At 60.5% G+C, this 24,421-nt stretch carries 25 protein-coding genes; 10 read left to right on the plus strand and 15 right to left on the minus strand.

Annotated elements, in window-relative coordinates:
• Positions 1-6: 6 nt before the first annotated feature.
• The 5 genes from JZI28_RS16315 to JZI28_RS16335 all read left to right on the plus strand — a co-directional run bounded on the left by JZI28_RS16315 (position 7) and on the right by JZI28_RS16335 (position 4,176).
• Positions 7-453, plus strand: coding sequence for a MaoC family dehydratase N-terminal domain-containing protein (locus JZI28_RS16315; RefSeq protein ID WP_375698287.1), 447 nt, complete (start codon positions 7-9; stop codon positions 451-453).
• Entirely contained in the window at positions 450-872 is a 423-nt protein-coding gene (locus tag JZI28_RS16320) for a MaoC family dehydratase (RefSeq protein ID WP_295454820.1), read from the plus strand. The genes JZI28_RS16315 and JZI28_RS16320 overlap by 4 nt, the downstream gene beginning before the upstream one ends.
• Positions 873-989: 117 nt before the next feature.
• Complete coding sequence (locus tag JZI28_RS16325; RefSeq protein WP_348154601.1) at positions 990-1,829, plus strand: SDR family NAD(P)-dependent oxidoreductase; 840 nt, start codon at positions 990-992, stop codon at positions 1,827-1,829.
• 77 nt (positions 1,830-1,906) lie between these two features.
• Positions 1,907-3,013: a CaiB/BaiF CoA transferase family protein gene (locus JZI28_RS16330; protein ID WP_375698288.1), complete on the plus strand. Its 1,107-nt coding sequence runs from the start codon at positions 1,907-1,909 to the stop codon at positions 3,011-3,013.
• A gap of 5 nt (positions 3,014-3,018) precedes the next feature.
• Complete coding sequence (locus JZI28_RS16335) at positions 3,019-4,176, plus strand: acyl-CoA dehydrogenase family protein (RefSeq protein ID WP_375698289.1); 1,158 nt, start codon at positions 3,019-3,021, stop codon at positions 4,174-4,176.
• A 127-nt stretch (positions 4,177-4,303) separates the two neighbouring features.
• Here the strand turns inward: JZI28_RS16335 and JZI28_RS16340 are convergent, their stop codons facing one another.
• From JZI28_RS16340 to hemE, 3 genes are all read right to left on the minus strand, one after another.
• Complete coding sequence (locus JZI28_RS16340) at positions 4,304-4,468, minus strand: hypothetical protein (protein ID WP_375698291.1); 165 nt, start codon at positions 4,466-4,468, stop codon at positions 4,304-4,306.
• Positions 4,469-4,636: 168 nt separating this feature from the next.
• Positions 4,637-5,179 carry a GNAT family N-acetyltransferase gene (locus tag JZI28_RS16345; RefSeq protein WP_375698292.1) on the minus strand — a complete coding sequence of 181 codons (543 nt, stop codon included), beginning with the start codon at positions 5,177-5,179 and terminating at the stop codon, positions 4,637-4,639.
• The gene (hemE, locus tag JZI28_RS16350; RefSeq protein WP_375698293.1) at positions 5,169-6,203 is read right to left on the minus strand and encodes a uroporphyrinogen decarboxylase; all 1,035 of its coding nucleotides are present in this window, start codon (positions 6,201-6,203) and stop codon (positions 5,169-5,171) included. The genes JZI28_RS16345 and hemE overlap by 11 nt, the downstream gene beginning before the upstream one ends.
• 121 nt (positions 6,204-6,324) lie before the next feature.
• On the opposite strand from hemE, the gene hemC reads away from it, so the two are divergent.
• Positions 6,325-7,284 (plus strand): hydroxymethylbilane synthase, encoded by a 960-nt coding sequence (hemC, locus tag JZI28_RS16355; RefSeq protein ID WP_375698294.1) that lies wholly within the window; start codon positions 6,325-6,327, stop codon positions 7,282-7,284.
• Positions 7,285-7,408: 124 nt separating this feature from the next.
• Positions 7,409-8,353 (plus strand): fatty acid desaturase family protein, encoded by a 945-nt coding sequence (locus JZI28_RS16360; protein ID WP_375698295.1) that lies wholly within the window; start codon positions 7,409-7,411, stop codon positions 8,351-8,353.
• Here JZI28_RS16360 and JZI28_RS16365 read toward each other — a convergent pair.
• From JZI28_RS16365 to clpS, 5 genes are all read right to left on the minus strand, one after another.
• A complete protein-coding gene (locus tag JZI28_RS16365; protein WP_375698296.1) occupies positions 8,350-9,165 on the minus strand; it encodes a GH25 family lysozyme in 816 nt (271 codons plus the stop codon). The genes JZI28_RS16360 and JZI28_RS16365 overlap by 4 nt on opposite strands.
• 143 nt (positions 9,166-9,308) lie before the next feature.
• Positions 9,309-10,214: an oxygen-dependent coproporphyrinogen oxidase gene (gene hemF / locus JZI28_RS16370; protein ID WP_348154617.1), complete on the minus strand. Its 906-nt coding sequence runs from the start codon at positions 10,212-10,214 to the stop codon at positions 9,309-9,311.
• 59 nt (positions 10,215-10,273) lie between these two features.
• The gene (locus JZI28_RS16375; RefSeq protein ID WP_295454802.1) at positions 10,274-11,077 is read right to left on the minus strand and encodes an SDR family NAD(P)-dependent oxidoreductase; all 804 of its coding nucleotides are present in this window, start codon (positions 11,075-11,077) and stop codon (positions 10,274-10,276) included.
• 107 nt (positions 11,078-11,184) lie between these two features.
• Positions 11,185-12,186 (minus strand): class I SAM-dependent methyltransferase, encoded by a 1,002-nt coding sequence (locus tag JZI28_RS16380; RefSeq protein ID WP_353397915.1) that lies wholly within the window; start codon positions 12,184-12,186, stop codon positions 11,185-11,187.
• Between the two features lie 24 nt (positions 12,187-12,210).
• Positions 12,211-12,555, minus strand: coding sequence for an ATP-dependent Clp protease adapter ClpS (gene clpS, locus JZI28_RS16385; RefSeq protein ID WP_375700115.1), 345 nt, complete (start codon positions 12,553-12,555; stop codon positions 12,211-12,213).
• Between the two features lie 99 nt (positions 12,556-12,654).
• Here clpS and JZI28_RS16390 point away from each other — a divergent pair, with 99 nt between their 5' ends.
• From JZI28_RS16390 to JZI28_RS16400, 3 genes are all read left to right on the plus strand, one after another.
• Entirely contained in the window at positions 12,655-13,386 is a 732-nt protein-coding gene (locus JZI28_RS16390; protein ID WP_375698298.1) for an HAD family hydrolase, read from the plus strand.
• Between the two features lie 47 nt (positions 13,387-13,433).
• On the plus strand, positions 13,434-13,754 hold the full coding sequence (locus JZI28_RS16395) for a hypothetical protein (protein WP_297340667.1): 321 nt from the start codon (positions 13,434-13,436) through the stop codon (positions 13,752-13,754).
• Between the two features lie 361 nt (positions 13,755-14,115).
• Positions 14,116-15,804 carry a D-alanyl-D-alanine carboxypeptidase family protein gene (locus JZI28_RS16400; protein WP_375698299.1) on the plus strand — a complete coding sequence of 563 codons (1,689 nt, stop codon included), beginning with the start codon at positions 14,116-14,118 and terminating at the stop codon, positions 15,802-15,804.
• A gap of 125 nt (positions 15,805-15,929) precedes the next feature.
• Here JZI28_RS16400 and JZI28_RS16405 read toward each other — a convergent pair whose 3' ends face one another.
• From JZI28_RS16405 to JZI28_RS16435, 7 genes are all read right to left on the minus strand, one after another.
• Positions 15,930-17,405, minus strand: a complete 1,476-nt coding sequence (locus tag JZI28_RS16405; protein ID WP_375698300.1) for a hypothetical protein — start codon at positions 17,403-17,405, stop codon at positions 15,930-15,932.
• Positions 17,393-18,541, minus strand: a complete 1,149-nt coding sequence (locus JZI28_RS16410; RefSeq protein WP_375698301.1) for an SH3 domain-containing protein — start codon at positions 18,539-18,541, stop codon at positions 17,393-17,395. The genes JZI28_RS16405 and JZI28_RS16410 overlap by 13 nt, the downstream gene beginning before the upstream one ends.
• 587 nt (positions 18,542-19,128) lie before the next feature.
• The gene (ccoS, locus tag JZI28_RS16415; protein WP_009809750.1) at positions 19,129-19,287 is read right to left on the minus strand and encodes a cbb3-type cytochrome oxidase assembly protein CcoS; all 159 of its coding nucleotides are present in this window, start codon (positions 19,285-19,287) and stop codon (positions 19,129-19,131) included.
• 32 nt (positions 19,288-19,319) lie between these two features.
• Positions 19,320-21,503 carry a heavy metal translocating P-type ATPase gene (locus JZI28_RS16420; protein WP_375698302.1) on the minus strand — a complete coding sequence of 728 codons (2,184 nt, stop codon included), beginning with the start codon at positions 21,501-21,503 and terminating at the stop codon, positions 19,320-19,322.
• 7 nt (positions 21,504-21,510) lie between these two features.
• Complete coding sequence (locus JZI28_RS16425) at positions 21,511-21,975, minus strand: FixH family protein (RefSeq protein WP_297340899.1); 465 nt, start codon at positions 21,973-21,975, stop codon at positions 21,511-21,513.
• A gap of 2 nt (positions 21,976-21,977) precedes the next feature.
• A complete protein-coding gene (gene ccoG / locus JZI28_RS16430; protein WP_375698303.1) occupies positions 21,978-23,423 on the minus strand; it encodes a cytochrome c oxidase accessory protein CcoG in 1,446 nt (481 codons plus the stop codon).
• Between the two features lie 100 nt (positions 23,424-23,523).
• A complete protein-coding gene (locus JZI28_RS16435; protein WP_375698304.1) occupies positions 23,524-24,417 on the minus strand; it encodes a LysR family transcriptional regulator in 894 nt (297 codons plus the stop codon).
• Positions 24,418-24,421: the final 4 nt, after the last annotated feature.

Here is a 24,421-nt window from a genome sequence, read left to right on the forward strand (position 1 = left end):
AACCACATGATCGACAGATCCTTCATTGGCCGCAGCTTTCCGCCGCTGCATGTAGATGTAGAGCCCTTTCAGCTGCGCGCCTTTGCCCGCGCCACCGGCCAGCGTGACCCGATCTATTGGGACGAGGAGACAGCACGGGCCGCAGGCTATCGCGCCCTGCCCGCGCCGTTGACCTTTTTGTTTACCCTGGATCAGGACCGCGAGGACCGGTTCTATTTCATCAACGCCATGGGCATTGAGCTGGGCCATGTGCTGCACGGCGAACAGGCCTTTACCTATGGCGCGCCGATCTGCGCCGGGGACCGCGTGACCCTCACCTGCACCTGCATGGACATCTACGACAAAAAGGGCGGCGCCATGGAGTTTGTTATCCTGAAAACCCAAGCCACAAACCAACTGGGCGAAGACCTGGGCGGTATGACCGGCACCATCGTTGTGAGGGATCCAAAATGAGCGCATTTGCACAGGGCGTAACCTATGCCGGGGTAGACGTGGGCGACAGCCTGCCAGCGGTGACCTCGAAACCCATCAGCCGCACCACCCTGGCGCTGTTTGCCGGCGCCTCTGGTGATCACAACCCGATCCATATCGACATTGATTTTGCCAAGGCCGCAGGCGTGCCGGATGTCTTTGCTCATGGCATGTTGGGCATGGCCTATCTGGGCCACCTGCTGACCGCATGGGTGCCACAGCGCGCGGTACGGGAATTTTCCACCAGGTTTGTCTCGATCACCCAGGTCCATGCGGTGGTGACCTGCACCGGCCGGGTGGTGGAGAAACGCGAAGGCAATCTGGTCGCACTGGAGATCCAGGCCGCAGATCAGCATGGCGACGTAAAACTGGCAGGCAAAGCCGTGGTGGAGCTGCCCTAGCGATAGCTGCAGCCCGTCCGCGGATGCAAGCGAAGCGCCCGCCCATGGGGGCGGAGGGGCGCTACCCGGCCACAGGCCGGGTGGGCCTTCAACTGAGAATGAACTGGAACTTGAACTATGACCGAACTCACAGGCAAACTCACAGGCAAAACCGCCTATGTCACCGGCGCCGGACGCGGTATTGGCCGCTCCATCGCGCTGAAACTGGCGGAAGATGGTGCCAATGTAGTGCTCAATGACCTAGATGCGGAGCCCGCACAGGAGGTAGTGGCAGAGATTGAGGCCATGGGCGGCAAGGCCCTGGCCGTTGCGGGCTCGGTCACCGCGCCCGGCTTTGCCGATGGTTTCATCCAGGCAGGCATCGACAGGTTTGGCGGCGTCGATGTGATCGTCAACAATGCTGGCTACACCTGGGATGGTTTCATCGGCAAGATGAGCGACGAACAGTTCGACGCCATGATTGATGTGCACCTGAAAGCACCGTTTCAGATCATGCGCGCGGCAGCCCCCTTTATTGCCGAACAGGTGGCGCAAGAGACCGCAGAAGGGCGCGAGGTGTTTCGCAAGGTGGTGAATATCTCCTCCATTTCCGGCACCGGCGGCAATGCGGGCCAGGCCAATTACTCAGCTGCCAAATCCGGCGTGATTGGCCTGACCAAAACCATGGCCAAGGAATGGGGGCGCTTCAAAGTAAACGTCAACGCCGTGGCCTTTGGTATGATCTCCACCCGGTTGACCGAAGCCACCGATGAAAAGAAATCCATCGAGGTCGAAGGCAACAAAGTCGCCATCGGCATCCCCAAGAAACTGGTGCAGGGCATGGAAATGATGATCCCCCTGGGGCGCGCTGGTACCGCCGAAGAGGCCGCCGGTGGCGTCTATCTCTTCTGCATTCCCGAAAGCAACTATGTCTCGGGGCAGACACTGATCGTCGGCGGTGGCTACGGCGGCTACTAAACAGCCAGGGGAGGGGCTGACAGCGGCGCCTCCCCCCACATAGCCCGGCGAAAAACAGACCCAACAGGGAGGGCAGGATGCTCCAAGGGACACGCATTATCGAAGTGGAAGGCCTCGGCCCTGGCCCCTTTGCCGCCATGTGGCTGGCCGATATGGGCGCCGATGTGATCTGCGTCCATCGCAAGGGCGGTGGTGTCACCCCCGGCATGCCAGAACGCTCGGTGCTGGATCGGGGCAAGCGCTCTATTGCGCTGGACCTGAAAGACCCGGAGGACATCAAGACCTTCCTTGCCCTTGTGGCCACCGCAGACGGGCTGATCGAAGGGTTTCGCCCCGGTGTGATGGAACGCTTGGGCATCGGCCCCGAGGCCTGCCAGGCGGTGAACCCCGCGCTGGTCTTTGGCCGCATGACCGGCTGGGGTCAGGACAGTGCCCTGTCTGAGACAGCGGGGCACGATCTGAACTATATCTCGCTTTCCGGCGCGCTTTGGTATGCGTCTAACCCCGGCGACGCCCCCCTGACACCCGCCACGCTGGTCGGTGATATCGGCGGCGGTGCGATGTATCTGGTGGGTGGCATGCTGGCCGGGCTGCTGCGGGCAAAAACCAGCGGTGCCGGCACGGTGGTCGACGCCGCGATCTACGATGGTTCGGCCCATATGATGAACCTCTTGATGAGCATCCGCCAGGCCGGGGGCTTTGGCGAGACACGTGGGCAGAACCTGCTGGATGGCCCCCATTGGAGCCGCTCTTATGCCTGCGCCGATGGCGGCTATATGACGGTGCAATGTCTGGAACCCAAATTCTACGCCCAGTTTCTGGCCCTGCTGGAGCTCAGCGAGGACGCCGATTTTAAACAGCAGTTCGACAGCAACACATGGCCCGTCCTGACCGCGCGGCTGGCCGGGATCTTTGCCGCCCAGCCCCGCGCCCATTGGGCGGCGCTGTTTGACGGCACCGATGCCTGCGTTGCCCCGGTCCTGAGCCCCGATGAGGCCCTGCACCATCCGATGAATGTCCGTGGCGCTTGGGTGGAACATGACGGCGTGCTGCAGGCCGCCCCCGCCCCCCGCTTTGCTGATGCCTCCGCCGGGCCGCAGGCGGCCTGGGCTCCGGCAGCCAGCCCCGAACGCGGGGCGCACAGCGCTGAAATTCTCGCCGAACTTGGCCTCAACAAGGATTGATCCACATGACTGCCCATATCTCACCCTGGATGGATGACGAGCTCACCATGTTGCAGGAGTCCTTGCGCGGCTTTTACGCCAAGGAAATGGTCCCACATGAGGACCGCTGGCAACAACAGGGCCATATCGACCGCGATTTCTGGAACAAGGCCGGGGATTTTGGCATTCTCTGCGCCTCGGTGCCGGAAGAATACGGCGGCATGGGCGGGGATTTTCGCCATGAGGCTGTGATTGCCACCGAACAATTCCGCGCCGCGGGGTTTTCAGGGTTTGGCAATTCGGTGCACAGCCAGATCTGCGCGGGCTATATTCTTGACTATGGCTCTGAGGCGCAGAAAAAGCGCTGGCTGCCCAAAATGGCCAGCGGCGAAATGGTCTGCGCCATTGCCATGACAGAGCCCGGCACCGGATCGGATCTGCAAAACATCAAGACCACAGCCCGGCTGGAGGGCAACGAATATGTGGTCAACGGCTCCAAGACCTTTATCACCAATGGCCAACAGGCGGACCTGATCATCGTGGTGGCCAAAACCGACCCGAGCCTCGGCTCCAAAGGTATTTCGCTGATCGTGGTCGAGGCCGCCGATGCACCGGGGTTTGCCCGCGGGCGCAATCTGGAAAAACTGGGTCTCAAAAGCCAGGACACCTCGGAGCTGTTCTTTGACAATGTGCGGGTCCCACCGGCGAACCTGCTGGGCGAAACTGAGGGCCAGGGGTTTTATCAGCTGATGAAATCCCTGCCACAGGAGCGCCTGGTGGTCGCCCTGGGCGGCGCTGCCGCGATGGAAAAGGCGCTGGAGGAAACAGTTGCCTATACAGCCGAGCGCATCGCCTTTGGCAAGCCGCTGCTGGAGATGCAAAACACCCGTTTCAAACTGGCCGAGGTCAAGACCATTGCCCATATTGCGCGGGTGTTTCTGGATGACTGCGTTGCTAAACATCTGCGCGGTGAACTGGATGCCACCACTGCCTCGATGGCGAAATGGTGGGTAACCCAGATGCAATGCGACACCATCGATGAATGCCTGCAACTGTTTGGCGGCTATGGCTATATGTCGGAGTATCCGATCTCGACCATGTATGCCGATGCCAGGGTGCAAAAGATCTATGGGGGATCAAACGAGATCATGAAGGAACTGATTGCCCGCAGCTTGACCGCCTGATCGCCGGCTCAGCGGCGCCCTGAGTGACGACCTGAGTGACGGCCTGGCGCAAATGGAGCAAGGCCCCCTCCCCCGGGTGATGCGCCGGGTGATGCGTGGGGGGGAGGCGGGTTCAAAGGCAGGCACTTCAACCTTTGGCTTTGGCCTCGGCTGCGGCTTTCATCCGGGCCAGCAGCACCGATTTGTCCGCTGTCTTGTCATAGGGGTTTTTGCGGCTGCCCTTGGCGTTATGCTCGGCGTGGCGCGGAGCATTGCTGCCCTTTTTGGGGTTTCCGGTTTTTCCGTAGTCCATGGGGCTGCCTTCATATCAGATCATATACGGGATCGTATCTGTGGCGCTGATGCACCAAACCCCGGGTGTTTGCAAGGCAGGCGCGCTAAACGGGGCTCTGCCCCTCTTGGCCTAAAGGCCAATTCACCCCGCGGTATTTCAAGTAAGATGAAAAACGAAGGCCAGTGGTTACCGGGCCTTGGGGCAATAGGTCAGCAATGTGTTGGGGTAGCTTTGGGAGCCGAGGCAAAAGGCGGTCTCGCCGGTGATTTCAAATCCCATGCGCTGGTAAAAGCCGATTGCAGCGGTGTTTTCCGCATTGGTGGTGAGCCAGGGCGCCGGAGCCGCTAAATCAGCGCAGCACTGCAAACCAGCCTGCAGCAGTGCCTGTCCCAGCCCCCGGCCATGATGGCGCGGCTGAACATAAAGGGTTGCGATCTCAACCGCCGAACCGGGGCCTGCAGGTGGTGATTGCCCCTCTGAAATGCGGATAAAGCCGTCGATACCCTCGACATTCTGCGAGACGATGAATGTCTCGCTCTTTTGCTGCAGCAAAGATTGGAACCGGGCGGGTGTCAGTTCAGAAAAGATGTAGTCAGCAAACAGGCTGTTCACCCCATGGCGCAGGTAGGTGCTGACCCAGACTTCGATCGACAAAGCCGCCAGGCTCGACGCGTCATCCAGACGCGCCGGGCGCAGGGTCAGGCCTTCTGGGCTGGGATCAGCCGCCACGGACCGTATCGATCATCAGCTGCACATTGTCCGGGTCCGCATCCGGGGTGATGCCATGGCCCAGGTTGAAGATATGGGGACCGTTCTTGAACGCCTGCACAATGGCGCGGGTTTCATCCACCAGATCCTGACCACCGGTCACCATATGGCGCGAGGCCAGGTTGCCCTGCACGCAGCCATCCACCTGCAAGTTCTGCGCCGCCCAAAGCGGATCAACCGAGTTGTCCAGTGCCAGGCAGTCAATCCCGGTTTCCTTGGCAAAGCCTAGGTATTTTTCGCCCGCTTCCCGTGGAAAGCCGATGACAGGGATGCCGGGGTGGCGCTGCTTCAACGCTGCGGTGATTTCGCGGCAGGGCTGAAGCGCATATTTGCGGAAATCTTCACCTTTGAGCGAGCCTGCCCAGCTGTCAAAGATTTTGACCACTTCGGCACCGGCCTCAATCTGTTTTGACAGGTAGTCGATGGTTGCTTCGGTGATGCGGGCCAGCAGCGCCTCAAACAGGGGACGGTTTTCCTGTTTCAGGGCATGGGCCGGTCCCTGATCCGGGGTGCCGCGCCCGGCGATCATATAGGTGGCCACAGTCCAGGGCGCCCCGGCAAAGCCAATAAGCGTTGTTTCGCTGGGCAATTCCCGCGACAGAATTTTCACCGTCTCGTAAATCGGGTTCAGGGTTTCGTGGATGTCCGACACCGGGCCCAGTTTGGCAAAATCCGCCTCGGTGGTGATGGTCGACAGGCGCGGGCCTTCGCCGGTGACAAACCACAGATCGGCGCCCAGCGCCTGGGGGATCAGCAGGATATCGGCAAACAGGATCGCGGCGTCAAATCCGTAGCGGCGGATTGGCTGCAGGGTGACCTCAGCCGCGAGTTCGGGATTGTAGCAGAGCTTGAGAAAATCCCCGGCCTGGGCGCGGGTGGCGCGGTATTCCGGCAGGTAGCGGCCCGCCTGGCGCATCATCCAGATCGGTGGCACGTCCTGTGTTTCCCCTGCCAATGCGCGCAGAATTTTCTTTTGTTCAGCCATGTCACCCTCGATTTCGCCTGCTCGTTTACGTCGCCCATGAGGTCGACCCAAAGCGGCAAATTGTCAAGGGGAGCCTGTGCAGTGCTTGCAACGGCAAATCGCCGCTACTAAAGGTTCTTACATGACACAGAACCTGCCCTCCCCCGCTTCTCCGCTGAAAATTGGCACCCGTGGATCGCCGCTGGCGCTGGCCCAGGCCTATGAGACCCGCCGCCGTCTGGCGGAGGCTTTTGATCTGGCCCCGGAAGCCTTTGAGATCGCGGTGATCAAGACCAGTGGTGACAACCAGGCTTTGATCGCAGCGGACAAGCCGCTCAAGGAGCTGGGTGGCAAGGGGTTGTTCACCAAGGAGATCGAAGAGGATCTGCTGTCGGGAGCCATTGATATCGCAGTGCACTCGATGAAGGATATGCCGGTGGCCCAGCCTGCGGGACTGCTGCTGGATTGCTATCTGCCGCGCGAAGATGTGCGCGACGCCTTTGTGTCGCCCAATTTTTCCCGGCTGCAGGATCTGGAGCCCGGCGCTGTTGTTGGCACCTCGTCGCTGCGCCGCCGTGCCCAATTGATAAACCGTCGCCCGGACCTGAAGGTGGTGGAGTTTCGCGGCAATGTGCAGACCCGGCTGAAAAAGCTGAACGCAGGGGTCGCCGAATGCACCTTTCTGGCGATGGCCGGCCTGAACCGGCTGGCGATGGCGGATGTGCCTGCCACCGCGATCGAGACCACTGACATGCTGCCTGCTGTGGCCCAGGGCGCAATTGGCATCGAACGGCGCGACGATGACAGCCGTGTGGCTGCGATGCTTGAGGCGATCCATGATGTCACCACTGGCCAGCGGCTGGCGGCAGAGCGCGCCTTTCTGGCTGCCCTGGATGGATCCTGCGAGACGCCCATTGCCGGCCTGGCTGAGTTAGACGGCGGCAGCCTGCGGCTGCGCGGCGAGGTGCTGCGCCCCGATGGCTCCGAAGCGATTGCCGATGCACAGACCTGTGCAATCGAGGACGGCGCTGACATGGGGCGTGACATGGCGGCAAAATTGCTGGCCACAGCCGGTCCCGGATTTTTTGACTGGCGTCAGTAGCGCCCTAGCCCCTCAGCCACAGCTCCTGCAAAGTGCCGCCACGACATACGCAAAAGTATGACGTGGCGCCCCATTTGACCGCCTCCCCTGATACAGGCGATCCTGTGATCAGGAGGAGCACATCATGACACCCGGAAAATCCTATCTCAGCAGCGACGAGATCCGTCCCCTGGCCGAACGGTCCGATGCCATGGGCCTGTGGCTGGTGCTGCATTGCTGGGGGATGATCGCCTGCGCGCTGGCGCTGTTTGCGCTCTGGCCCAATCCGCTGACCTTTGTGCTTGCCGTCATGGTGATCGGTTCGCGCCAATTGGGATTGGCCATCCTGATGCATGAGGCGGCGCATAATGCCCTGTTCAAGAGCCGCAAATGGAATGACATCATTGGCGAATGGCTATGCGGGCGGCCGATTCTGGCCGAGCTTGCCGCCTATCGCCATTACCACCTGACCCATCATCGCTTTACCCAGACGGACAAAGACCCGGATCTGAAGCTCAGCGCCAAATTCCCCACCTCCAAAGCCTCGCTGAAACGCAAATTCACCCGCGATTTGACCGGCCAGACGGGCGGTAAACAGCTGCTGGGCCAAATCCTGATGAGCTTTCGCCTGGCGGGCGACGATGACGCCATCGAGGCGGCGGCTTCGGATTTTGCCCAGAGCTTTAAGGCGCCGCATCTGTGGAAATCCCTGCCGGTGTTTATTGGCGTCGCGGTGGTGATGAGCCTGATTGGCGACTGGTGGTGGGGGCTGGCCTTTTGGTTGCTGCCCTATCTCACCTGGTTTCAGTTTGTGCTGCGGGTGCGCAATATCGCCGAACACGGCGCGGTGGAGCAGTCGCAGAACCCGCTGCAAAACGTGCGCACCACCAAGGCAGGCCCCATCGCCCGGCTGTTTGTGGCGCCCTATTGGGTCAACTACCATCTGGAACATCACATGGTGATGCATGTGCCATGCTGGCAGCTGAAATCCATGCACAAGGCGCTGCTGGACAAGGGTATCGGCCCGGATATGCGGATTGCCTCCGGCTATGGTCAGGCGCTGGCCGAGGCCGGCTGGAAACGCGCCTAGAGCTGCCCCGACCAGCGCAGCCAGGATTCGGGGCTGTCGTGGAAGACGTTCAGATCCACATCCCCCTGAATACCCGGAACCACACCGGTGCCGGTATATTGCCACAACCGCCAAAAGGCGCCGGGGTAGACCTGTCGGGGATGTCCGGCAACCGAACGCAACCAGAATTCGGTGCCATGCAAACGGCCAATGCCAGTTTCGCGATAAAAATCCACTGTAGTATAGACCACCGGACGCTGACCGTAATGGGCCTCAAGCAGGGACAGGAATTTGCGCGCCTCGGCCCGCACCACCCGGCCATCGGGGCGTTTGGTACAGGTGCGCGAGTGTGGGTTCCATTCCATATCCAGCACCGGCGGCAGGGCATTGGCATCACGCGGCACATGTTTGATAAACCAGCGCGCCTGCTGTTCTGCGGGGCGGCAGAAATAGAAATAGTGATAGGCGCCACGCGGCACCCCGGCCCGCGCCGCACCACGCCAGTTGTCGCTAAAGGCTGGATCGGCGACATCGCCGCCTTCGGTGGCCTTGAGATAGGCAAAGGACACCCCGGCCCGCCGCACCTGCGGCCAGTCGATTTCTCCCTGATAGCGCGACACATCAATCCCGTGGATCGCATAGCTGTTGGGGCCGCGTCCGCTCCATTCATGGGGGTCACTGTCGCCAAAGCGCGGATAGGTGCTGAGCCGCGCCAGCTGTGCCTCTGACGGGCGTTGCGTCGGGGCTGCATGTACCTCGGGGGGAGGCGGGGCCTTGGGGCTGCAACTTGCCAGAACCAAACTCGCCAAAACACCTAAAATCCTGCTGTGCATCTCAAACCCTAAACCCAAACACAAAAGAACCGGCGCCTGTGCAGCCGGTTCTGTTAGTCTCTATCGAAGAGCGCTGTTTTCCTAGGGCAAAGCCGCAAGTCATCTGAAATGAGCGTGAGATCGCAGGCCGCCAGACAGCATGCTTAGACCCATTTGGCCAGGGGGGGCAGGCTCATCAGTACCGCATTGGCATCATGGCCGGTTTCCAAACCAAACTTGGTGCCGCGATCATAAACCAGATTGTATTCCGCATAGAGCCCCCGGTGCACCAGCTGCGCGTCCTTGTCAGCCTCCGAGAAGTCCTGCACCCGGCGCTTGTCCACCAGCGGCAGATAGGCCGGCAGGAAGGCGCGGCCAATATCCTGGGTCAGCGCAAAATCCGCAGCCCAGTCACCTGTGTTGTGATCATCCATAAAGATACCGCCAACGCCGCGCGCCCGGTTGCGGTGGGGGATATAGAAATACTCATCCGCCCATTTCTTGAGCCGGGGATACAGATCGGCGCCATGGGGGTCGAGATGGGTCTTCTGAGTGGCGTGGAAATGCGCGGTGTCATCCTCGTATTCGATGCAGGGGTTCAGATCCGAACCACCGCCAAACCACCAGGCATGGGGGGTCCAGAACATCCGCGTGTTCATATGCACCGCCGGCGCATGGGGGTTGCGCATATGCGCCACCAGGGAAATCCCCGAGGCCCAGAATCGCGGATCTTCACGCATCCCCGGCAGGCCCTTGCGCGCCGCCATGGCGTTCTGCGCCCGCTCGCCCAGAGTGCCGTAGACCTCTGAAATATTGACGCCGACCTTTTCAAACACCCGACCGCCGCGCATCACGCTCATCAAGCCGCCCCCGGCGTCAGAGCCATCCGCAGAGGCCCGCGTGGTTTCAGAGACCTCAAACCGGCCAGGTTCCTGATCCGCAAAAGGCCCGCTGTCATGGCGGTCTTCCAGCGCCTCAAAGGCGGCAACGATTTCATCGCGCAGCTGGCGGAACCAGGCGGCGGCCTGGGCTTTTTCTTCGGTCATTTCGGTCGGGAGGGCGGCGGTCATCACGGGATCTTTCTGCTTGGGGGCTTGGCCGGGTCAGGGCGGATACGGAAACGGCTGAGTTAGTGAACCGGCGCGGCAACGGGGTCAAGCAGGGTGCGGCCCCCATCCAGGGTCAAGATCTGGCCGGTCATAAACCCAGCGGCATCAGAGGCCAGAAACTGCGCCGTTTCGGTCAGCTCGGTCGGGGAAGCAATCCGGCCCAGAGGCGTGTGTTCTTCGATGTCCTGACGGTAGCTGCGGTTGTCCTTGAGCGTGGAGCGCATTGAGGCGCTCATCACCGATCCAAAGGCAATGGAGTTCACCCGGATACGATGTGGCGACAGGGAGACCGACAGCGACCGCGTCAGCTGGTCCAGCGCCGCCGAGGCGACAGAATAGGCCATCAGCTCGGGGTGGGTGCGCCGCGCCGCAATGGAAGAGAGATTGACGATGGCCCCCAGTGGAGCCCCCGCGTCGCGGCTCTCGCCCTGTTTGATCATTCGGCGCGCCACCTGTTGCGACAGGCGCAGCGTCGGCAGCAGGTTCTCGGTCAACAGCATCTCCAGCGATTCGTCATTGGGATCCAAGGGATCGCTTTGCACCACCTGGCGCGCCCCGTTCACCAGGATGTCGATGTCATCAAAGGCATCGATTGTCGCTGACAACAGATTGGCAATGGTCAACCGTTCACGCAAATTGCCGGCAAAGTAGCGAATATTGCTCTCGTCCGCCTGCTCGCCCAGCTCGCGCAGCAGTGCCGCCTCGTTGGTATCCGCAAACATGACATTGGCTCCGGCGGCCACAAACTGACGGCCAATGGCCAGACCAATACCTGACGAAGCACCGGTGACGATGGCAGTCTTGCCAGCGATGGAAAAGGACATGCGAGGCATACTCCTGTGGTTTGATTTTGGCTGCGAGCCTACCCCCCGCGCCCCCTTTTGGAAACGGCGAATGTGGACCGCGCGCGCGGGAAGTCAGAGGGAAGATATCAGCCTTTGGCGCGCCGTGGGCGTTGGGCATGCAGGACCTTGAACCGGTTGTTCCCCGCAACTTCGCTTACGGCAGCAAAACGCTCTCCCAGCAGGGTCTCGTAGGGCAGGTGCCGGTTGGCCACCATCCACAGATGCCCTGAGGCCACCAGCATATTGGCCGCAGCCGAGATAAAGGCCTGGCCCAGCTCTGGCTCGGCACTGCGCCCCGCATGAAAGGGCGGGTTCATCACCACCGTGTTGACCTGCTCTGGGGCCTGCCATTTGCGCGCATCGGCCCAGTGAAACTGCGCCCGTGCATCCGCAACATTCTGCCGGGCACAGCCCAGCGCAACATGGTCGGCCTCAACCAGATGCAGATGCTCGACCCCTGCGCGGGTCAGGATCTGCGCCGCCAAATAGCCCCAGCCCGCACCAAGATCAGCCACCCGGCGACCCAGTTTTTCTGGCAGGCACTCCGCCAGAAGCTGTGAGGCCGGATCAATGCCATCGGCAGAAAACACCCCCGGCGCAGTGACAAAACCGTCGACCGGGATGCCGTCAGCCGCGATCCAGTCGCTGAGCGCATTGTTTCCGCCCTGGAACCAGAAAATCTTACCATGTGCCTTTGACACCGGCGCCGATGTTTCGGTGAGTTTACGCAAGGCCTTGAGGACCGAATCGATCCCATCCGTTTTGGCCCCATCCACTAGCACCGGGCCTGTGGTCACAGCCGCCGCCTGGGCCACCAGTTGGCGGGCCTCGGCCTTGGCCCGCGGCAAGAACACCACCGCAGCGGCAAAGCGCTCTGGCGCGGGCAGATCCGCCACCTCGGGCAGACAGGTAAAACCAGCCGCCTCATAGGCTTCAAAATCTGGCCGCAGGCGCTGCAGGATCAGCACCCGGTCTTTGGGCAGGGCAGTGAGATCCACGCCAGCACGTGGCGCAAAGACGGCGATGCGCCCCTCTGGGGGCATGACACAGCCACCCGGTTCTAAGGCCAGGGACAGGCGCAGGGACATAGCATAGCCTCTTATATGTTGATATTATTCTTCTTTTTCCATCGTGCATTGCAGCGGATGCTGATGACGATTGGCAAAATCCATCACCTGACCAACCTTGGTCTCGGCGACTTCATGGGTAAAGACCCCAACCACCGCGACACCTTTTTTGTGCACGGTGAGCATGATTTCAAAGGACTGCGCATGGGTCATGCCAAAGAACCGCTCCAGCACCAGCACGACAAATTCCATTGGCGTGTAGTCGTCATTGAGCAACAGCACCTTGTAGCGCGGTGGGCGCTGTGTCTTTGGGCGCGTCTTGGTCAGCAGACCCAGATCGGTATCATCGTCATCCGAGAACTCGGACATCATCACAGGCAGCAGCGGCATCAGCTTAGTGTTCCAGTCATGCATGGAAATCTATATCCCGCTTATATAGCGTAATGACGGCTCAGGAAAAGGGGCAGGAAAAGGGATTAACGCAGCAACATGACAGGCAATTTAACAACCATAGGCTTTGATGCCGACGACACGCTTTGGCACAACGAGCGGTTTTTCCGGGTCACCCAGGACCGTTTTGCCGAACTGCTGCAGGATCACACCCCGCCCGATCTGGACCGCCCGGCGCTGGAGCGACGCTTGCTAGCAGCGGAGAAACGCAACCTTGGGCGCTATGGTTACGGGGTCAAAGGCTTTACCCTGTCGATGATCGAAACCGCAATCGAGGTGACCGATCAACAGGTGCCTGCTGCCGTCATCCAAGAGCTGATCGTGGCAGGGCAGATGATGCTCTCCTATCCCATTGACCTGCTGCCCCATGCCCAGGAGGCGGTGACGCAACTGGCGGCAAACCACCGGGTGGTGCTGATCACCAAGGGCGATTTGCTGGATCAGGAGCGCAAACTGGCGCAGTCCGGTCTGGGCGATTTGTTTGACGCGGTTGAAATCGTGTCGGAAAAGACCCCTGAGGTGTACCAGGAGATTTTCAACCGCCACGGCGACGGCATCGCGCGCGCCATGATGGTTGGCAACTCCATGCGCTCGGATGTGGTGCCGCCGATCACCGCAGGTGGCTGGGGAACCTATGTACCCCACGGCGAGATCTGGGAGCTGGAACATGCAGAGCCCCCGGAAGCCAGCCCTCGCTATAACGCCATCGCGGATCTCAGCCAGCTGCCACAGCTGGTGTCGCGGATTGAGAAAGACCGCCCAGCATTGTAAGCCCGCAGCAGACGCCACAGCAAAAGACCAATAGGAGCAGACAGCCGATGCCACATGCAGAGATCAAATACTCAAGTGACCTGCAGCTCGACAGCGCTGCGATTCTGGCTGAGATCGAGACCATCATCCTGCGTCACGACGGCGGTGCCGGCGCCTGCAAGGGGCGCGCCTACCCCACAGATGAATTCCACCACAGCCATGTCACCGTCAGCGTCTCACTGCTGGTGAAACCACATCGCGATGCTGCATTTTCAGCCGCTCTGCTCAGCGCCCTGGAACAGGCGGTCAGCGCCATGCTGCCCCGCCCCTGCGAGTTCTCCTTTGGGCTGCATTACTCTACGCCCCATTACGTCACCCGCAGACTCTAAGCCTAGGGGCTCAGCGGCGCAGGTTGAGGCATCTCTGATCTCTGCCTCGCCAATACAGAAAAAATCCCGCTGACCCGCGCAAACAAACTCAGCACCTGTTGCCCAGAGGTCGCACAGAAGGCGAATCGCACTTTGCCGTGCCGGGGTCTGACAGGATTTAAGCCTGCATTTCTGTTTACACTTCTTTAAGACAATCCCGATTTAGGCGAAACCCGCCGCCGGGCAACTAAATCTAGGAAAAGTCCTTTCTCAGCTCTGCTCACCCGCCTATCGCCAAGGTTTCTTCCGGCCATCTAATATGCTAGGCTCTCTGCATAGCAGGCAAAATCGTCAGCCGGAAAACCGGCGGCAAGAGGCAAAAATGGCAGATATCGTGCAGATCAGGTTTAACCACCTGGTTCGCGGGCAGCGGGCGTTGGCCCGGACTGTGCCGTGGATCATGGGTGTTCTTCTCTCTCTTGGGGTGGTGCTGATTCCCCCGACCCAGGTGCAGGCGGCGGCCTATGCCGCAGTGGTTGTTGACGCGCGCACCGGCGAAGTGCTGCATTCCCGCAATGCCGATGCCCGGCTGCATCCCGCCTCTCTGACCAAGATGATGACCCTCTATATTGCCTTTGAAGCGGTCCGAAACGGCGAGATCTCGCTGGATCAAAAGGTGCTCATCAGCAGAAACGCCTCTTCCGAACCGCCCTCAAAACTGGGGTTAAAAACCGGACAGCGGATTGCCTTTCGCTATCTGATTCGGGCTTCCGCTGTAAAATCCGCCAATGATGCCGCCACCGCCATTGGGGAGGCCATTTCCGGATCCGAAGCCGCCTTTGCCCGCCGCATGACCCGCACCGCCAAAGCGCTCGGCATGACACGCACAACATTCAAAAACGCCCATGGGCTGACCGAGGCGGGGCATTTGTCCACCGCCCGCGACATGACAACCCTGGGTCGCCATATCCTGTATGACTACCCCGAGTATTATCACCTGTTTGCGCGCAGATCGATTGATGCGGGCGTCAAAACCGTTCCCAATACAAACCGACGCCTGCTGGCCTCCTACAAAGGTGCCGACGGCATCAAGACCGGCTATACCCGTGCTGCGGGCTCCAACCTGGTGGCCTCGGCCAAACGGGGCAATGAGCGCATCATCGCAACCGTTTTCGGCGGTAAATCCTCCACCTCGCGCAATGCCAAGGTTGCCGAACTGCTGGATCTCGGTTTTCGTCGCGCCCCCTCCCGGGCCCGCGTTCAGGCGCCGGGACGCCCCGCATATGTTGGCAATCGCGGCATTGGCGCCACAACCCAGGTTGCAGGCAACGGCGGCGCCGGTAAGACGGTCCGCGTCACCGGCCTGGTAAAAACCAGCCTTCGCCCCCTGGCCCGCCCCGGCCCAATTGTCGACCCGGACGTCATCGCCGAAGCGGTGCAGATTGCCACCGCCACGCAAGCCGAGACAACCGAAGCGCAGACAGCCGAGACCCAGGCCGTCGCAGCACAGGCCACCGCAGCACAGGCAGAGACTTCCCCTGCGCAGACCGGCACCGGGATTGATCCCGATATTCTGCAGGCCAGCATCACCGCAGCCATTGCAGAGGCCAAGGTACTGCCAGCCTCTACCGGACCGGTTCCCAGCACATCAGAACAGACCGCTGGGGCTGCAACTGTAACCGCCGCCGTCGCGCAGTCCTCCGCCCCCGTCAGAGTGCAAACCCGGCCCTTTACCGGACTGCGGCCCATGGCGCGCCCGATCAAACTGGCCAATGCGGCGGCGCCCAGCCCCGAACAGCCCGTGGTGGTGACCCGGCTCTCGACCTCGGGCGGCAGATATTGGGGCATCAATGTCGGGCGCTACACCAGTGCCTATCAGGCGGAAAAAGTCCTGCTGCGCACTGCCCTCTCCGAAATGGAGACCCTGAACGGCACCCTGCGCAAGGTGGCAAAATCACGTCTGGGCTATGACGCCAATTTCCTCGGCATGACCAAAGAACAGGCCGACCTCGCCTGCCGCCGCTTGAGCGCCCGCAATGTTGCCTGCGACACGCTAGGCCCCTCGTCCTAAGGCCCCTTATCCAAGCGACCATGGGCTTACCTCTCGTATCAGGTCGCAAACAAAAGGCCCCTCCAAAGAGGGGCCTTTTGAGTGTTTAACAGTGCCCGCTTAGAGCCCGAATGGTCCTGGGGGTACTAGTTTCGGCACAACACGAGGGCTGGGCAAATGCGCCCAGGAACATCCGAGATCTCTTTCCCCATGGTAACGCTGAGATCCGGCCCAACCGTGACATCGGCGTGATAGTATTCGGTCAGTTTCCCGGTCCGGGTGGAACTGCGACCGCAATGTCGACAGGTAACCGTCCTGGTAAATTTACGTGGTTCCCGTGTAGGAAGCGTCAGCACTATGCGCGGGTAAACCTCGTCTGGTGTCGCCACCTCTTTGACCGAAGCGGTGCGCCCTTCCAGAAAACATGAAATGTCCAGATGGGATACTTCGGCTTCCGAAACGGGATCATGCAGCGCAAGCGCGATGTTGCCATCGCGACAAGGTGTGTTCGACAAGGACTCCCGGTACAGTATCAGACCGGCAACAAGGACTTCGGAATCCGTCGAGAGCATTCGGATCGCATCGCCACTGTCGCTGTCAACAATCCAATGCTCGCCGCGCAGTAGGGCCAGCCTGTATGCGCCATCGAACATGGGCTCGCGCCCCTGCGGCTGGCTGTCCGGATTTGTCCCCTCGGCTCGGTAGCCACGCACAGCCGGCCCTGCCACCCTCTGGATCAAATCGGCATCAGCGACAGCCTGTTCATAGGGGCCGTGATTTTCCCCAGCGCGAAGCTCTTCGGGCAAACTGGATAGCTTTATCAAAACCTGTTCAAGCTTGCGTACTCGCTCTTCCCATACTTTGGAACTATCGATCGACCCGGAGTTCTCGGCCACAAAATAGGCGTCCGTCCAGCCACCAGAGATTCCGCTCGCATCGACGCCGTAGCTCCGCTGCAGACCATCAAGCACACGCTTGTAGGCAGTCCCTAGCACGCGATACTCCTCGCGTGCGCCGTAGAGCCGGACATAGTCTTCGTGCAAGTGATACAGGCTGATCGTCGCGTCCTCTAACTCGACAGAAACCAGACTCAGTCCATTTTGGACCGCTGTTTTTGCAGTGTTTTCTGAAACAAAAGCATCCTGGCCGTGAACCCGAAAAAGCCGCTCCCAATCCGGACTTCCCGGCACGTTAAACGACCATTGGCCGGGAGGCCCGGTCACTCCCACATCGGCCACGTGATCAAGCAGGCTTACCCCGTCGCTGAACGTCATTCTAAGTTTCACATCGAGCAGCCGCGGATGTTGGCGCAGATCCACCGGGAGCTGCGTCAAATGCACGGGACGATAGGACCGCCCGCTTGGCGTCAATTGCGGTAGGGTCACTATTCCGATCGGATCCGCCCAAATAAAACGCACAGAAACCACAGGCTCTCCCATGAGCAGCCCAAGTCGGATCTCCGCCTTCCAATCGAAACTGAGCGTAGCCCCCTCAGTAGTGTCCCGATCGCCATCCAGGCGGGCGTTGCCATCAATCGCTTCCTCCACGACAGCTGCGGAGAAAGCTGGGCTCGAAAGGATGAGGAAAAGAGCGGCGGCCAGGATCCTGATCACTTCAGCCACTCCGCGATCATCGCCTGGCGCTCTTTACTCAGCTCCTGCCTGACGCCGGTGTCCACCGCGTCAAGGCTCTGCAAGGACAAGTTCTCCAGAGCCTCGCCTTGAGCTGTAGATGCGCGCTCAAGGTGCTCTCGGGACAGCGCTTTTAGGACATGGGGCGTTCCTGCACCCACGAGCTCAAACCCCCGCGCTGCATTTACTTTGACAAACTCCTCGATGTTTGCGTTGCCGTGGAGGTTGCCGCCTCCACCATAGGCTATCAGCTCAATCGTTTTTTGCTCAGAGAGTTCACAGATCACCACGGGGCGCGACAGAGCATCGGCAGGCCAATCCGGCGTATAGACGCTATCGCGGCATTTCTGCCCATACCGCATTTCGCGATGCTCTTCCCATTGGGCTCCGACGTCCTCATCAGGGACCATTCCCTGACTTTGCGACAAGGTTAAGTAGTCGTAACCGCGCGCCGGCTCCGCGACACCGGGTGGCCAATAGAGATGGCGCTCTTTTATGCCAAAGGAACCGGTGCCTCCTCCGCCGGAAAAATAGACAATTTCGTACTGACCGTCACCGTCGATGTCTTTCGCGAGCACATCGCGAACGCACCAATCGTCCGACGTCCAGCCGACACCCCCTTCGTCCGTCTCGCGAAAGAGCGCAAGGCCGAACCCATTGGCGCAGAAAAAGGCAAAGTGGGTGTCAAGCTCTGGGAGGTAGCCCTGCTCCCTCGGGGTGCCATAGCGTGTAATGAACTCTGCGAAATAGTCATTTGCGCCCGCGGAAAATGTCGCGGAAGACGCCTCGAGGTAACGGGCACTTGCCCAACCAGTGATCGATGGGTTGTCAGCCAGTGAAAGCCTGACCCAACCTTCCCGGCGTGCCAAGATTTTTACCAGTGTCCCCTGATGCATCTTATGGATTACGGGGTTGGATGTGCTCGGCCCACTGCGGAGATTCAATTGTTCAGTCACGACTTGCGCAGTTTTTCCCAGCTCTTGGGCACGCACCATTGAAAAGCACCCTAAAGAAAGAATGAGCGTAACCAGTAAAACGGGAACCTTGCTAAAAAACACCAATTCCCTCAGGCGGGTACGCGGTTCATTGTTGTCGAGCAGCAATTTTTCTACCTCCAAATAACGCACTCAAAAATCAAACTCATCCACAGAACGCGCTAAATCCAGACTATGGGACCACGTACTGCAACGATCAGCGTAAGATTTTTGGCATTGGATGCAATGGATTCGAAATGCACACGGCGTCCTTAAGGGGCGCGGGATTCAGAACGCACGCCCAATGCAGGACGGTTGCAACAGCTTGATGTCAGAGAGGAAAACATCCGTGCGCCTGCCACCCATAGAGTGCGCGTTTTTGGCACAAAACCGGTTGGGGGGATGTTATCCTGTGCGCCTAATGTGAATCACAAGTATGGGACAGATCTGCCGAAAATCGCGCCGCGCCGCCTCGACCTTTGCCAAACGGAGCTTTCTGCGCTTGGCCCACCCTCGAGCGAGAAGCAACATCGCCGCAGCAGTTTGGGTCGGCTTTAAAGTGAGCGATCCGCACGACCTTCGCTCTGGTACAAGTGTTTAGCCGCCCAGGCCCAACACTTGTGCTAGGGTTGGAAGCCGTCGTTGTTTCCCGTCTCACAGACCGCAGTTTTGCCCAGCATAGGGCCCCTTGGGCCGTCCCAGAGGTTTTGCCGCCAGGTGTCTTTGTCTCAGAACAGTGCTCAGGGTTTGGGGTGATCGTCCCATTCTTCGCTGAGGATGCGGCGCGAGTCGCCCTCGGGGTCGTCATATTGGTTTGAGCGCACCGTGTAGACAAAGGCCGCCAAAGCGCCGCCACCCAGCAGCAGCGAAATGGGGATGAGATAGGCAAGGACGCTCATGGCAAGGACACTTTTGTCGGGCGCGGCGCGGGTTACTTCAGGCGCAGCGCATTTAGGGATACGGTTATGGAAGAACTAGACATCGCCAGCGCCGCGATCAAGGGGGTGGCAAAACCCGCAATGGCCAGGGGCACCGCGATCACATTGTAGAGTGTGGCAATGCGGAAATTTTCGCGGATGCGTTTGGTCGCCTTGCTGGCCACCACACAGGCCTCGGCGATGGGTTCCAGATCCTGCCCCAGCAGCACAATGTCAGAGGCCACGCGGGCGGCATCCAAGGCAGAGGCCGGCGAGATTGAGACATGCGCCGCCGTCAGCGCTGCGGTGTCATTCAGCCCGTCGCCCACCATCAGCACCTTGCGGCCCTGATCAGACAGGGCCTGGACCCGTGCGGCTTTGTCCTGCGGCAGTGCCTCGGCCAGCCATTTCTGGATGCCCAGACGATGGGCCAGATCCTCCACCGCAGCGGTGGTATCGCCAGAGATCAGCAGCACCTCTTTGCCCGCAGCATGCAGCTGCGCCACGGCCTCGGCTGCACCGGGGCGCAGGGCGTCGTGGAACAGAAAACCACGCGGGGCCGTGCCGTCGCCGGTGTCCAGCCAGGCCGCTGTTTGGCTGCCCTGATCGGCGCCCAGCCAGGCGGCGCGCCCCAGGCGCACTGTGCGCCCCTGATACTGGCCTTCGGTGCCAAATCCGGGGCGTTCCTGCAGCTCTGTGACCTCAGCAGGAGCAATGCCCGCAGCACGGGCCGCAGCGGTCAGGGACCGTGACAGGGGATGCGAAGACCCCTCGGCCAGGGCCAGAGCAATTGCCAGCTCGGCGCGGCTAAAGGCGTCGAGGTTTTCCAGCTGCGGCGTGCCCGCCGTCAGGGTGCCGGTCTTGTCAAACACCACGCTATCCACCCCGGCCAGACGCTCCAGCGCGGTGGAGTGTTTGATCAACATGCCCTTCTTGAACAACCGCCCCGAGGCAGCGGTGGTCACTGCGGGCACCGCAAGACCCAGCGCACAGGGGCAGGTGATGATCAGCACCGCAGCGGCAATATTCAGCGCCATGCGCAGATCATAGGTGTAGAGATACCAGCCAATAAAGGCCAAGGCCGAGAGGATATGCACGCCAGGGGCATAGAGCTTGGCGGCACTATCGGCCAGCGAGGTATAGCGCGAGCGACCAGATTCAGCGATGGCAACCAGATCCGCCATCCGGTGCAGCGAGGTATCTTCGCCCACCGCTTCGGCGCGGACCACCAGCGGGCCGGTCAGATTGACCTCCCCCGCAGAGACCTGGGTGCCCGGCTCGGCAAAGACCGGCAGGGTTTCACCCGTAAGCAGCGAGCGGTCCAGTTCAGACTGGCCGGTGGCGATGACGCCATCAACGGGCATCCGCCCCCCGGGGCGCACCAGGATAAGATCGCCAATGGCAAGCTCCGAGACCGCAACCTCGACCTCCCTGTCGCCTTCCTCCATGCGGATGGCGCGGGGCACTTCAAGCGCGGCGAGCTCCTCGGCGGCAGATCGCGCCACGGCACGGGTGCGATAGTCCAGATAGCGCCCGGCCAGCAAAAAGAAGGTCAGCGTCAGAGCCGCGTCAAAATAGGCATGTTCCCCCGACAGGCTGGTCTCCCACAGGGAGGTGATCAGCGCCAGCGCCAGTGCCAGAACAATCGGCACATCCATGTTGAGCCGCCCCACACGCAGGGCGCTCCAGGCATTAATAAAGAAGGGCTTGCCAGCAAAGATCACCGCCGGAAAGGCAATTGCCGCCGAAATCCAGTGGAACATATCGCGGGTTGCATCCGATGCCCCGGACCAGACCGAGATCGACAAGAGCATTACATTCATCGAGGCAAAGCCGGCAACCGCCAGCCGCATCAGCAGATCCCGCCCGGCCCGGTCGCTTTGGGTGGCGGCAAGCGTCGCCAGATCCAGCTCATGCGCCTCAAATCCCAGACCTTCGAGCACCGGGATCAGATCATCTGCGCGCACCTCAGGGTCGGCTTCGATCAGGGCGCGTTTCAGGGTCAGATTGACCCGCGCCGAATGAATGCCGGGATGGGCGTTCAGCCCGCGCTCGACCTTGGAAATACAGGCCTGACAGTGGATTGTCGGCAGCGACAGCGCCAGACGCGCCTCTGTTGGGGCGGTGTCCACCGCCTCGCTTGGGGCGGCAACGCAGCCGGGGCATACGGCCATGGCAGGGCGCATCTGGGCAGTCATATCTGGTCTAGCCTCTTACGTGCAGGATCACCCGCTGGGTGAACTCAACGCCATTTTTGGCCCGTGCCACCATGCGGATATTCCAGTTGCCCGGCCCCAGATCAGCCGGGGCCACATAGGCGGTCCCGTTGAATTTGAACTCTGGCTTCTGATCATCCTTCACATGGGTCGCCCGGCCCAGTATCGCGCTCAGCTTTGCCACCTCAACAGGGTTTCCCTCGGCGTCAGAAATCTCCAGCGTGACCTGGTTCTCCTGGGCTGAGGCATAGACCGACCAGCCAAGCGACTGCTGCGCATCACGGCGCAGGTCGAACTCCTGGCTGGCCACATAGGAGTTCTTTACCTCCAGGCCGGGGAAGGTTTTGACCGCATTATAGGCCAGCGCCAGGTTGACGCTGATGATCACCCCAAATGCGCCGCACAGGACCATCAGCATATGACGGCCGGTAAATTCCCGCGTGCCCTTTGCCATGATCAGTTTCCTTTTCCGTTAAAGGTGGTGTCTTTATAGGCCCGCTCACCATTGGTGAGATCTTCGACCCAGATACGAACCGGCGTCGATTCCGCCTCCGAAGCCGCAGCGTCTTTGGGTGTCACGATATAGACCCTTTGAAGATAGGCGGTATCGGCCGGAACCTCAACCGAGGCATAGGGCGTGCCCTCAAGCTGCACCCGCATCGCCGGATCGCCTTTGAGCGACAGTTTGAACGGGCGCGGCTCCCCATGTTTGTTGCGCAGACGCACATCATAGGTGTTGCGCACAGAGCCATCCGACAGGGTGACAAAGGTGGGGTTACGCACCGGCGCCACGGTCAGATCGATATCAGAACGGATGAACAGGGCAAAAACCAGCGCCAGGCCCACAAATCCCCACATCGAAGTATACATGATGGTGCGCGGACGCAGGATGTGTTTCCAGATGTTTTTTGGCGGCTGGCCAGCCCGTTCATGGGCCTCATCCGACAGTGCCATATAGTCGATCAGACCACGTGGCTTGCCGATCTTGTCCATCACATCATCGCAGGCATCAATACAGAGCGCGCAGGTGATGCATTCCAGCTGCTGGCCATCGCGGATATCAATCCCCACAGGGCAGACATTGACGCAGGCCATGCAGTCGATGCAGTCGCCCTGAGGCTCTGCGGCGATCTCGGCCTTGCCCTTGTTCTTGTTCAGTTTGCCGCGCGGCTCACCACGCCAGTCGCGGTAGCCCACCACCAGGGTGTCCTCGTCCATCATCGCGGCCTGAATACGGGGCCAGGGACAGGCGTAGATACAGATCTGTTCGCGGGCAATACCGCCAAAGAAGAAGGTCGTCGCAGTCAGCACCAGCATCGTGGTATAGGCAATGGGGTGAGCCTGACCGGTGACCAGATCCACCAACAGCGTTGGCGCATCGGCAAAATAGAACACCCAGGCACCACCGGTGGCCAGACCAATCAACATCCACACGGTCCATTTGGTCAGCCGCAAGCGGGCTTTGCGGAAGTCCATCTTCTTTTGCCGGTGCAGGCGCAGACGGGCGTTGCGATCGCCCTCGATCCATCGCTCCACCAGAATAAACAGATCGGTCCAGACCGTCTGCGGGCAGGCATAGCCGCACCAGACCCGCCCCAAAGCAGAGGTGAACAGGAACAGGCCCAGGCCCGCCATGATCAAGAGGCCGGCAACAAAGTAGAACTCATGGGGCCAGATTTCGATCCAGAAGAAGTAGAACCGTCGATTGGCCAGATCCAGCAGAACCGCCTGATCCGGCAGCGATGGGCCGCGATCCCAGCGAATCCAGGGAGTTATGTAGTAAATCCCCAAGGTGATCGCCAAAATGTACCATTTCAGGTTGCGGAATACGCCCGATACGCGCCGTGGAAAAACGGGTTCCCTGGCGGCGTAAAGGCTGGGGGCGGGATCGGAATCACTCACGGACTCACTCCACTGAATTTGTGTCTCTCTAGCTTGGTTCTTTCAAATCTCTACGTCTCGCTCTTTGACGTGGATCAAAAAGAGCATTGCACAAGCATCTTTATCTATCACGTTCTAGATCTTTGGCTTTTCGGTGTCGTCGCAGCCAGGAGACAAACCGCCGCGCCTGCACACGCTGCACGCCGGGGCGGGTGACGATGTGATAGCCACGCCCCTCGCTGCCGGTGAACAGCTCGACCAGACGCCCGGCCTCCAGATCTTCGCTGACAAAGTCCCGCACGCTCACCGCGACCCCCTGCCCCTCGCGGACCGCCTGCATCAAAAGGTTGCCGGGCAATTTCAGACTGGCGCCGCGAATAACCTCTGCCACCCCACGTGAGCGCAGCCAATGCGCCGCCTCTGTGGTGCCCAGTTCTTCGAGCCAGGGCAGATCCAAAAGATCCTCCGGCGCCTGTATGGAACGATCCTGCAAAAGACTGGGATTTGCCACCACCACCATAGGCGAACACAACAGGATCTCAACCTCCAGCCCGGCCCAATTGCCATCTCCGTAGCGCAAGGCAATATCGACGCCGCCGGGCTGCAGCGCGACAACTTCGCCGCGCGGATCAATCACCAGGTCAATTTCCGGGTGCTGCATGCGAAACTCTGCCAGACGCGGCATCAGCCAGTTGGCGGCAAACATCGGTGTGCAGCTGATATGTAAGGGACGCGCCGCACCCTGGGCGTTCAGATCCTGCACCGCCGACTGGATCGCCCCAAACCCCAACAGCACCGCCTGCGCCAGATGCTTGCCGTCCTCGGTCAGCTCCAGCGCCCGGCCACTGCGGTCCAGCAACGGCGTGCCCAGGTAGTCCTCCAGGCTGCGCAGTTGCTGGCTGATGGCAGCATGGCTGACATTCAACGCCCCCCCTGCTTTGGCAAGATTTCCATGTTCCGCATAGGCAGAAAAGGCCCGCAAGGCGGCAAGAGGGGGCAGGGAGAGCCAGTCCATATGT

The sequence above is a fragment of the Pseudophaeobacter sp. TrK17 genome, assembly GCF_042192375.1.
GTDB lineage: Bacteria > Pseudomonadota > Alphaproteobacteria > Rhodobacterales > Rhodobacteraceae > Pseudophaeobacter.

Bases quoted from the DNA above. Each gene is read 5' to 3' on its own strand.
- JZI28_RS16315 (WP_375698287.1), top strand. From the start codon at position 7: ATGATCGACAGATCCTTCATTGGCCGCAGCTTTCCGCCGCTGCATGTA.
- JZI28_RS16320 (WP_295454820.1), top strand. From the start codon at position 450: ATGAGCGCATTTGCACAGGGCGTAACCTATGCCGGGGTAGACGTGGGC.
- JZI28_RS16325 (WP_348154601.1), top strand. From the start codon at position 990: ATGACCGAACTCACAGGCAAACTCACAGGCAAAACCGCCTATGTCACC.
- JZI28_RS16330 (WP_375698288.1), top strand. From the start codon at position 1,907: ATGCTCCAAGGGACACGCATTATCGAAGTGGAAGGCCTCGGCCCTGGC.
- JZI28_RS16335 (WP_375698289.1), top strand. From the start codon at position 3,019: ATGACTGCCCATATCTCACCCTGGATGGATGACGAGCTCACCATGTTG.
- JZI28_RS16340 (WP_375698291.1), bottom strand. From the start codon at position 4,468: ATGGACTACGGAAAAACCGGAAACCCCAAAAAGGGCAGCAATGCTCCG.
- hemE (WP_375698293.1), bottom strand. From the start codon at position 6,203: ATGGCTGAACAAAAGAAAATTCTGCGCGCATTGGCAGGGGAAACACAG.
- hemC (WP_375698294.1), top strand. From the start codon at position 6,325: ATGACACAGAACCTGCCCTCCCCCGCTTCTCCGCTGAAAATTGGCACC.
- JZI28_RS16360 (WP_375698295.1), top strand. From the start codon at position 7,409: ATGACACCCGGAAAATCCTATCTCAGCAGCGACGAGATCCGTCCCCTG.
- JZI28_RS16365 (WP_375698296.1), bottom strand. From the start codon at position 9,165: ATGCACAGCAGGATTTTAGGTGTTTTGGCGAGTTTGGTTCTGGCAAGT.
- hemF (WP_348154617.1), bottom strand. From the start codon at position 10,214: ATGACCGCCGCCCTCCCGACCGAAATGACCGAAGAAAAAGCCCAGGCC.
- JZI28_RS16375 (WP_295454802.1), bottom strand. From the start codon at position 11,077: ATGTCCTTTTCCATCGCTGGCAAGACTGCCATCGTCACCGGTGCTTCG.
- JZI28_RS16380 (WP_353397915.1), bottom strand. From the start codon at position 12,186: ATGTCCCTGCGCCTGTCCCTGGCCTTAGAACCGGGTGGCTGTGTCATG.
- clpS (WP_375700115.1), bottom strand. From the start codon at position 12,555: ATGCCGCTGCTGCCTGTGATGATGTCCGAGTTCTCGGATGACGATGAT.
- JZI28_RS16390 (WP_375698298.1), top strand. From the start codon at position 12,655: ATGACAGGCAATTTAACAACCATAGGCTTTGATGCCGACGACACGCTT.
- JZI28_RS16395 (WP_297340667.1), top strand. From the start codon at position 13,434: ATGCCACATGCAGAGATCAAATACTCAAGTGACCTGCAGCTCGACAGC.
- JZI28_RS16400 (WP_375698299.1), top strand. From the start codon at position 14,116: ATGGCAGATATCGTGCAGATCAGGTTTAACCACCTGGTTCGCGGGCAG.
- ccoS (WP_009809750.1), bottom strand. From the start codon at position 19,287: ATGAGCGTCCTTGCCTATCTCATCCCCATTTCGCTGCTGCTGGGTGGC.
- JZI28_RS16420 (WP_375698302.1), bottom strand. From the start codon at position 21,503: ATGACTGCCCAGATGCGCCCTGCCATGGCCGTATGCCCCGGCTGCGTT.
- JZI28_RS16425 (WP_297340899.1), bottom strand. From the start codon at position 21,975: ATGGCAAAGGGCACGCGGGAATTTACCGGCCGTCATATGCTGATGGTC.
- JZI28_RS16435 (WP_375698304.1), bottom strand. From the start codon at position 24,417: ATGGACTGGCTCTCCCTGCCCCCTCTTGCCGCCTTGCGGGCCTTTTCT.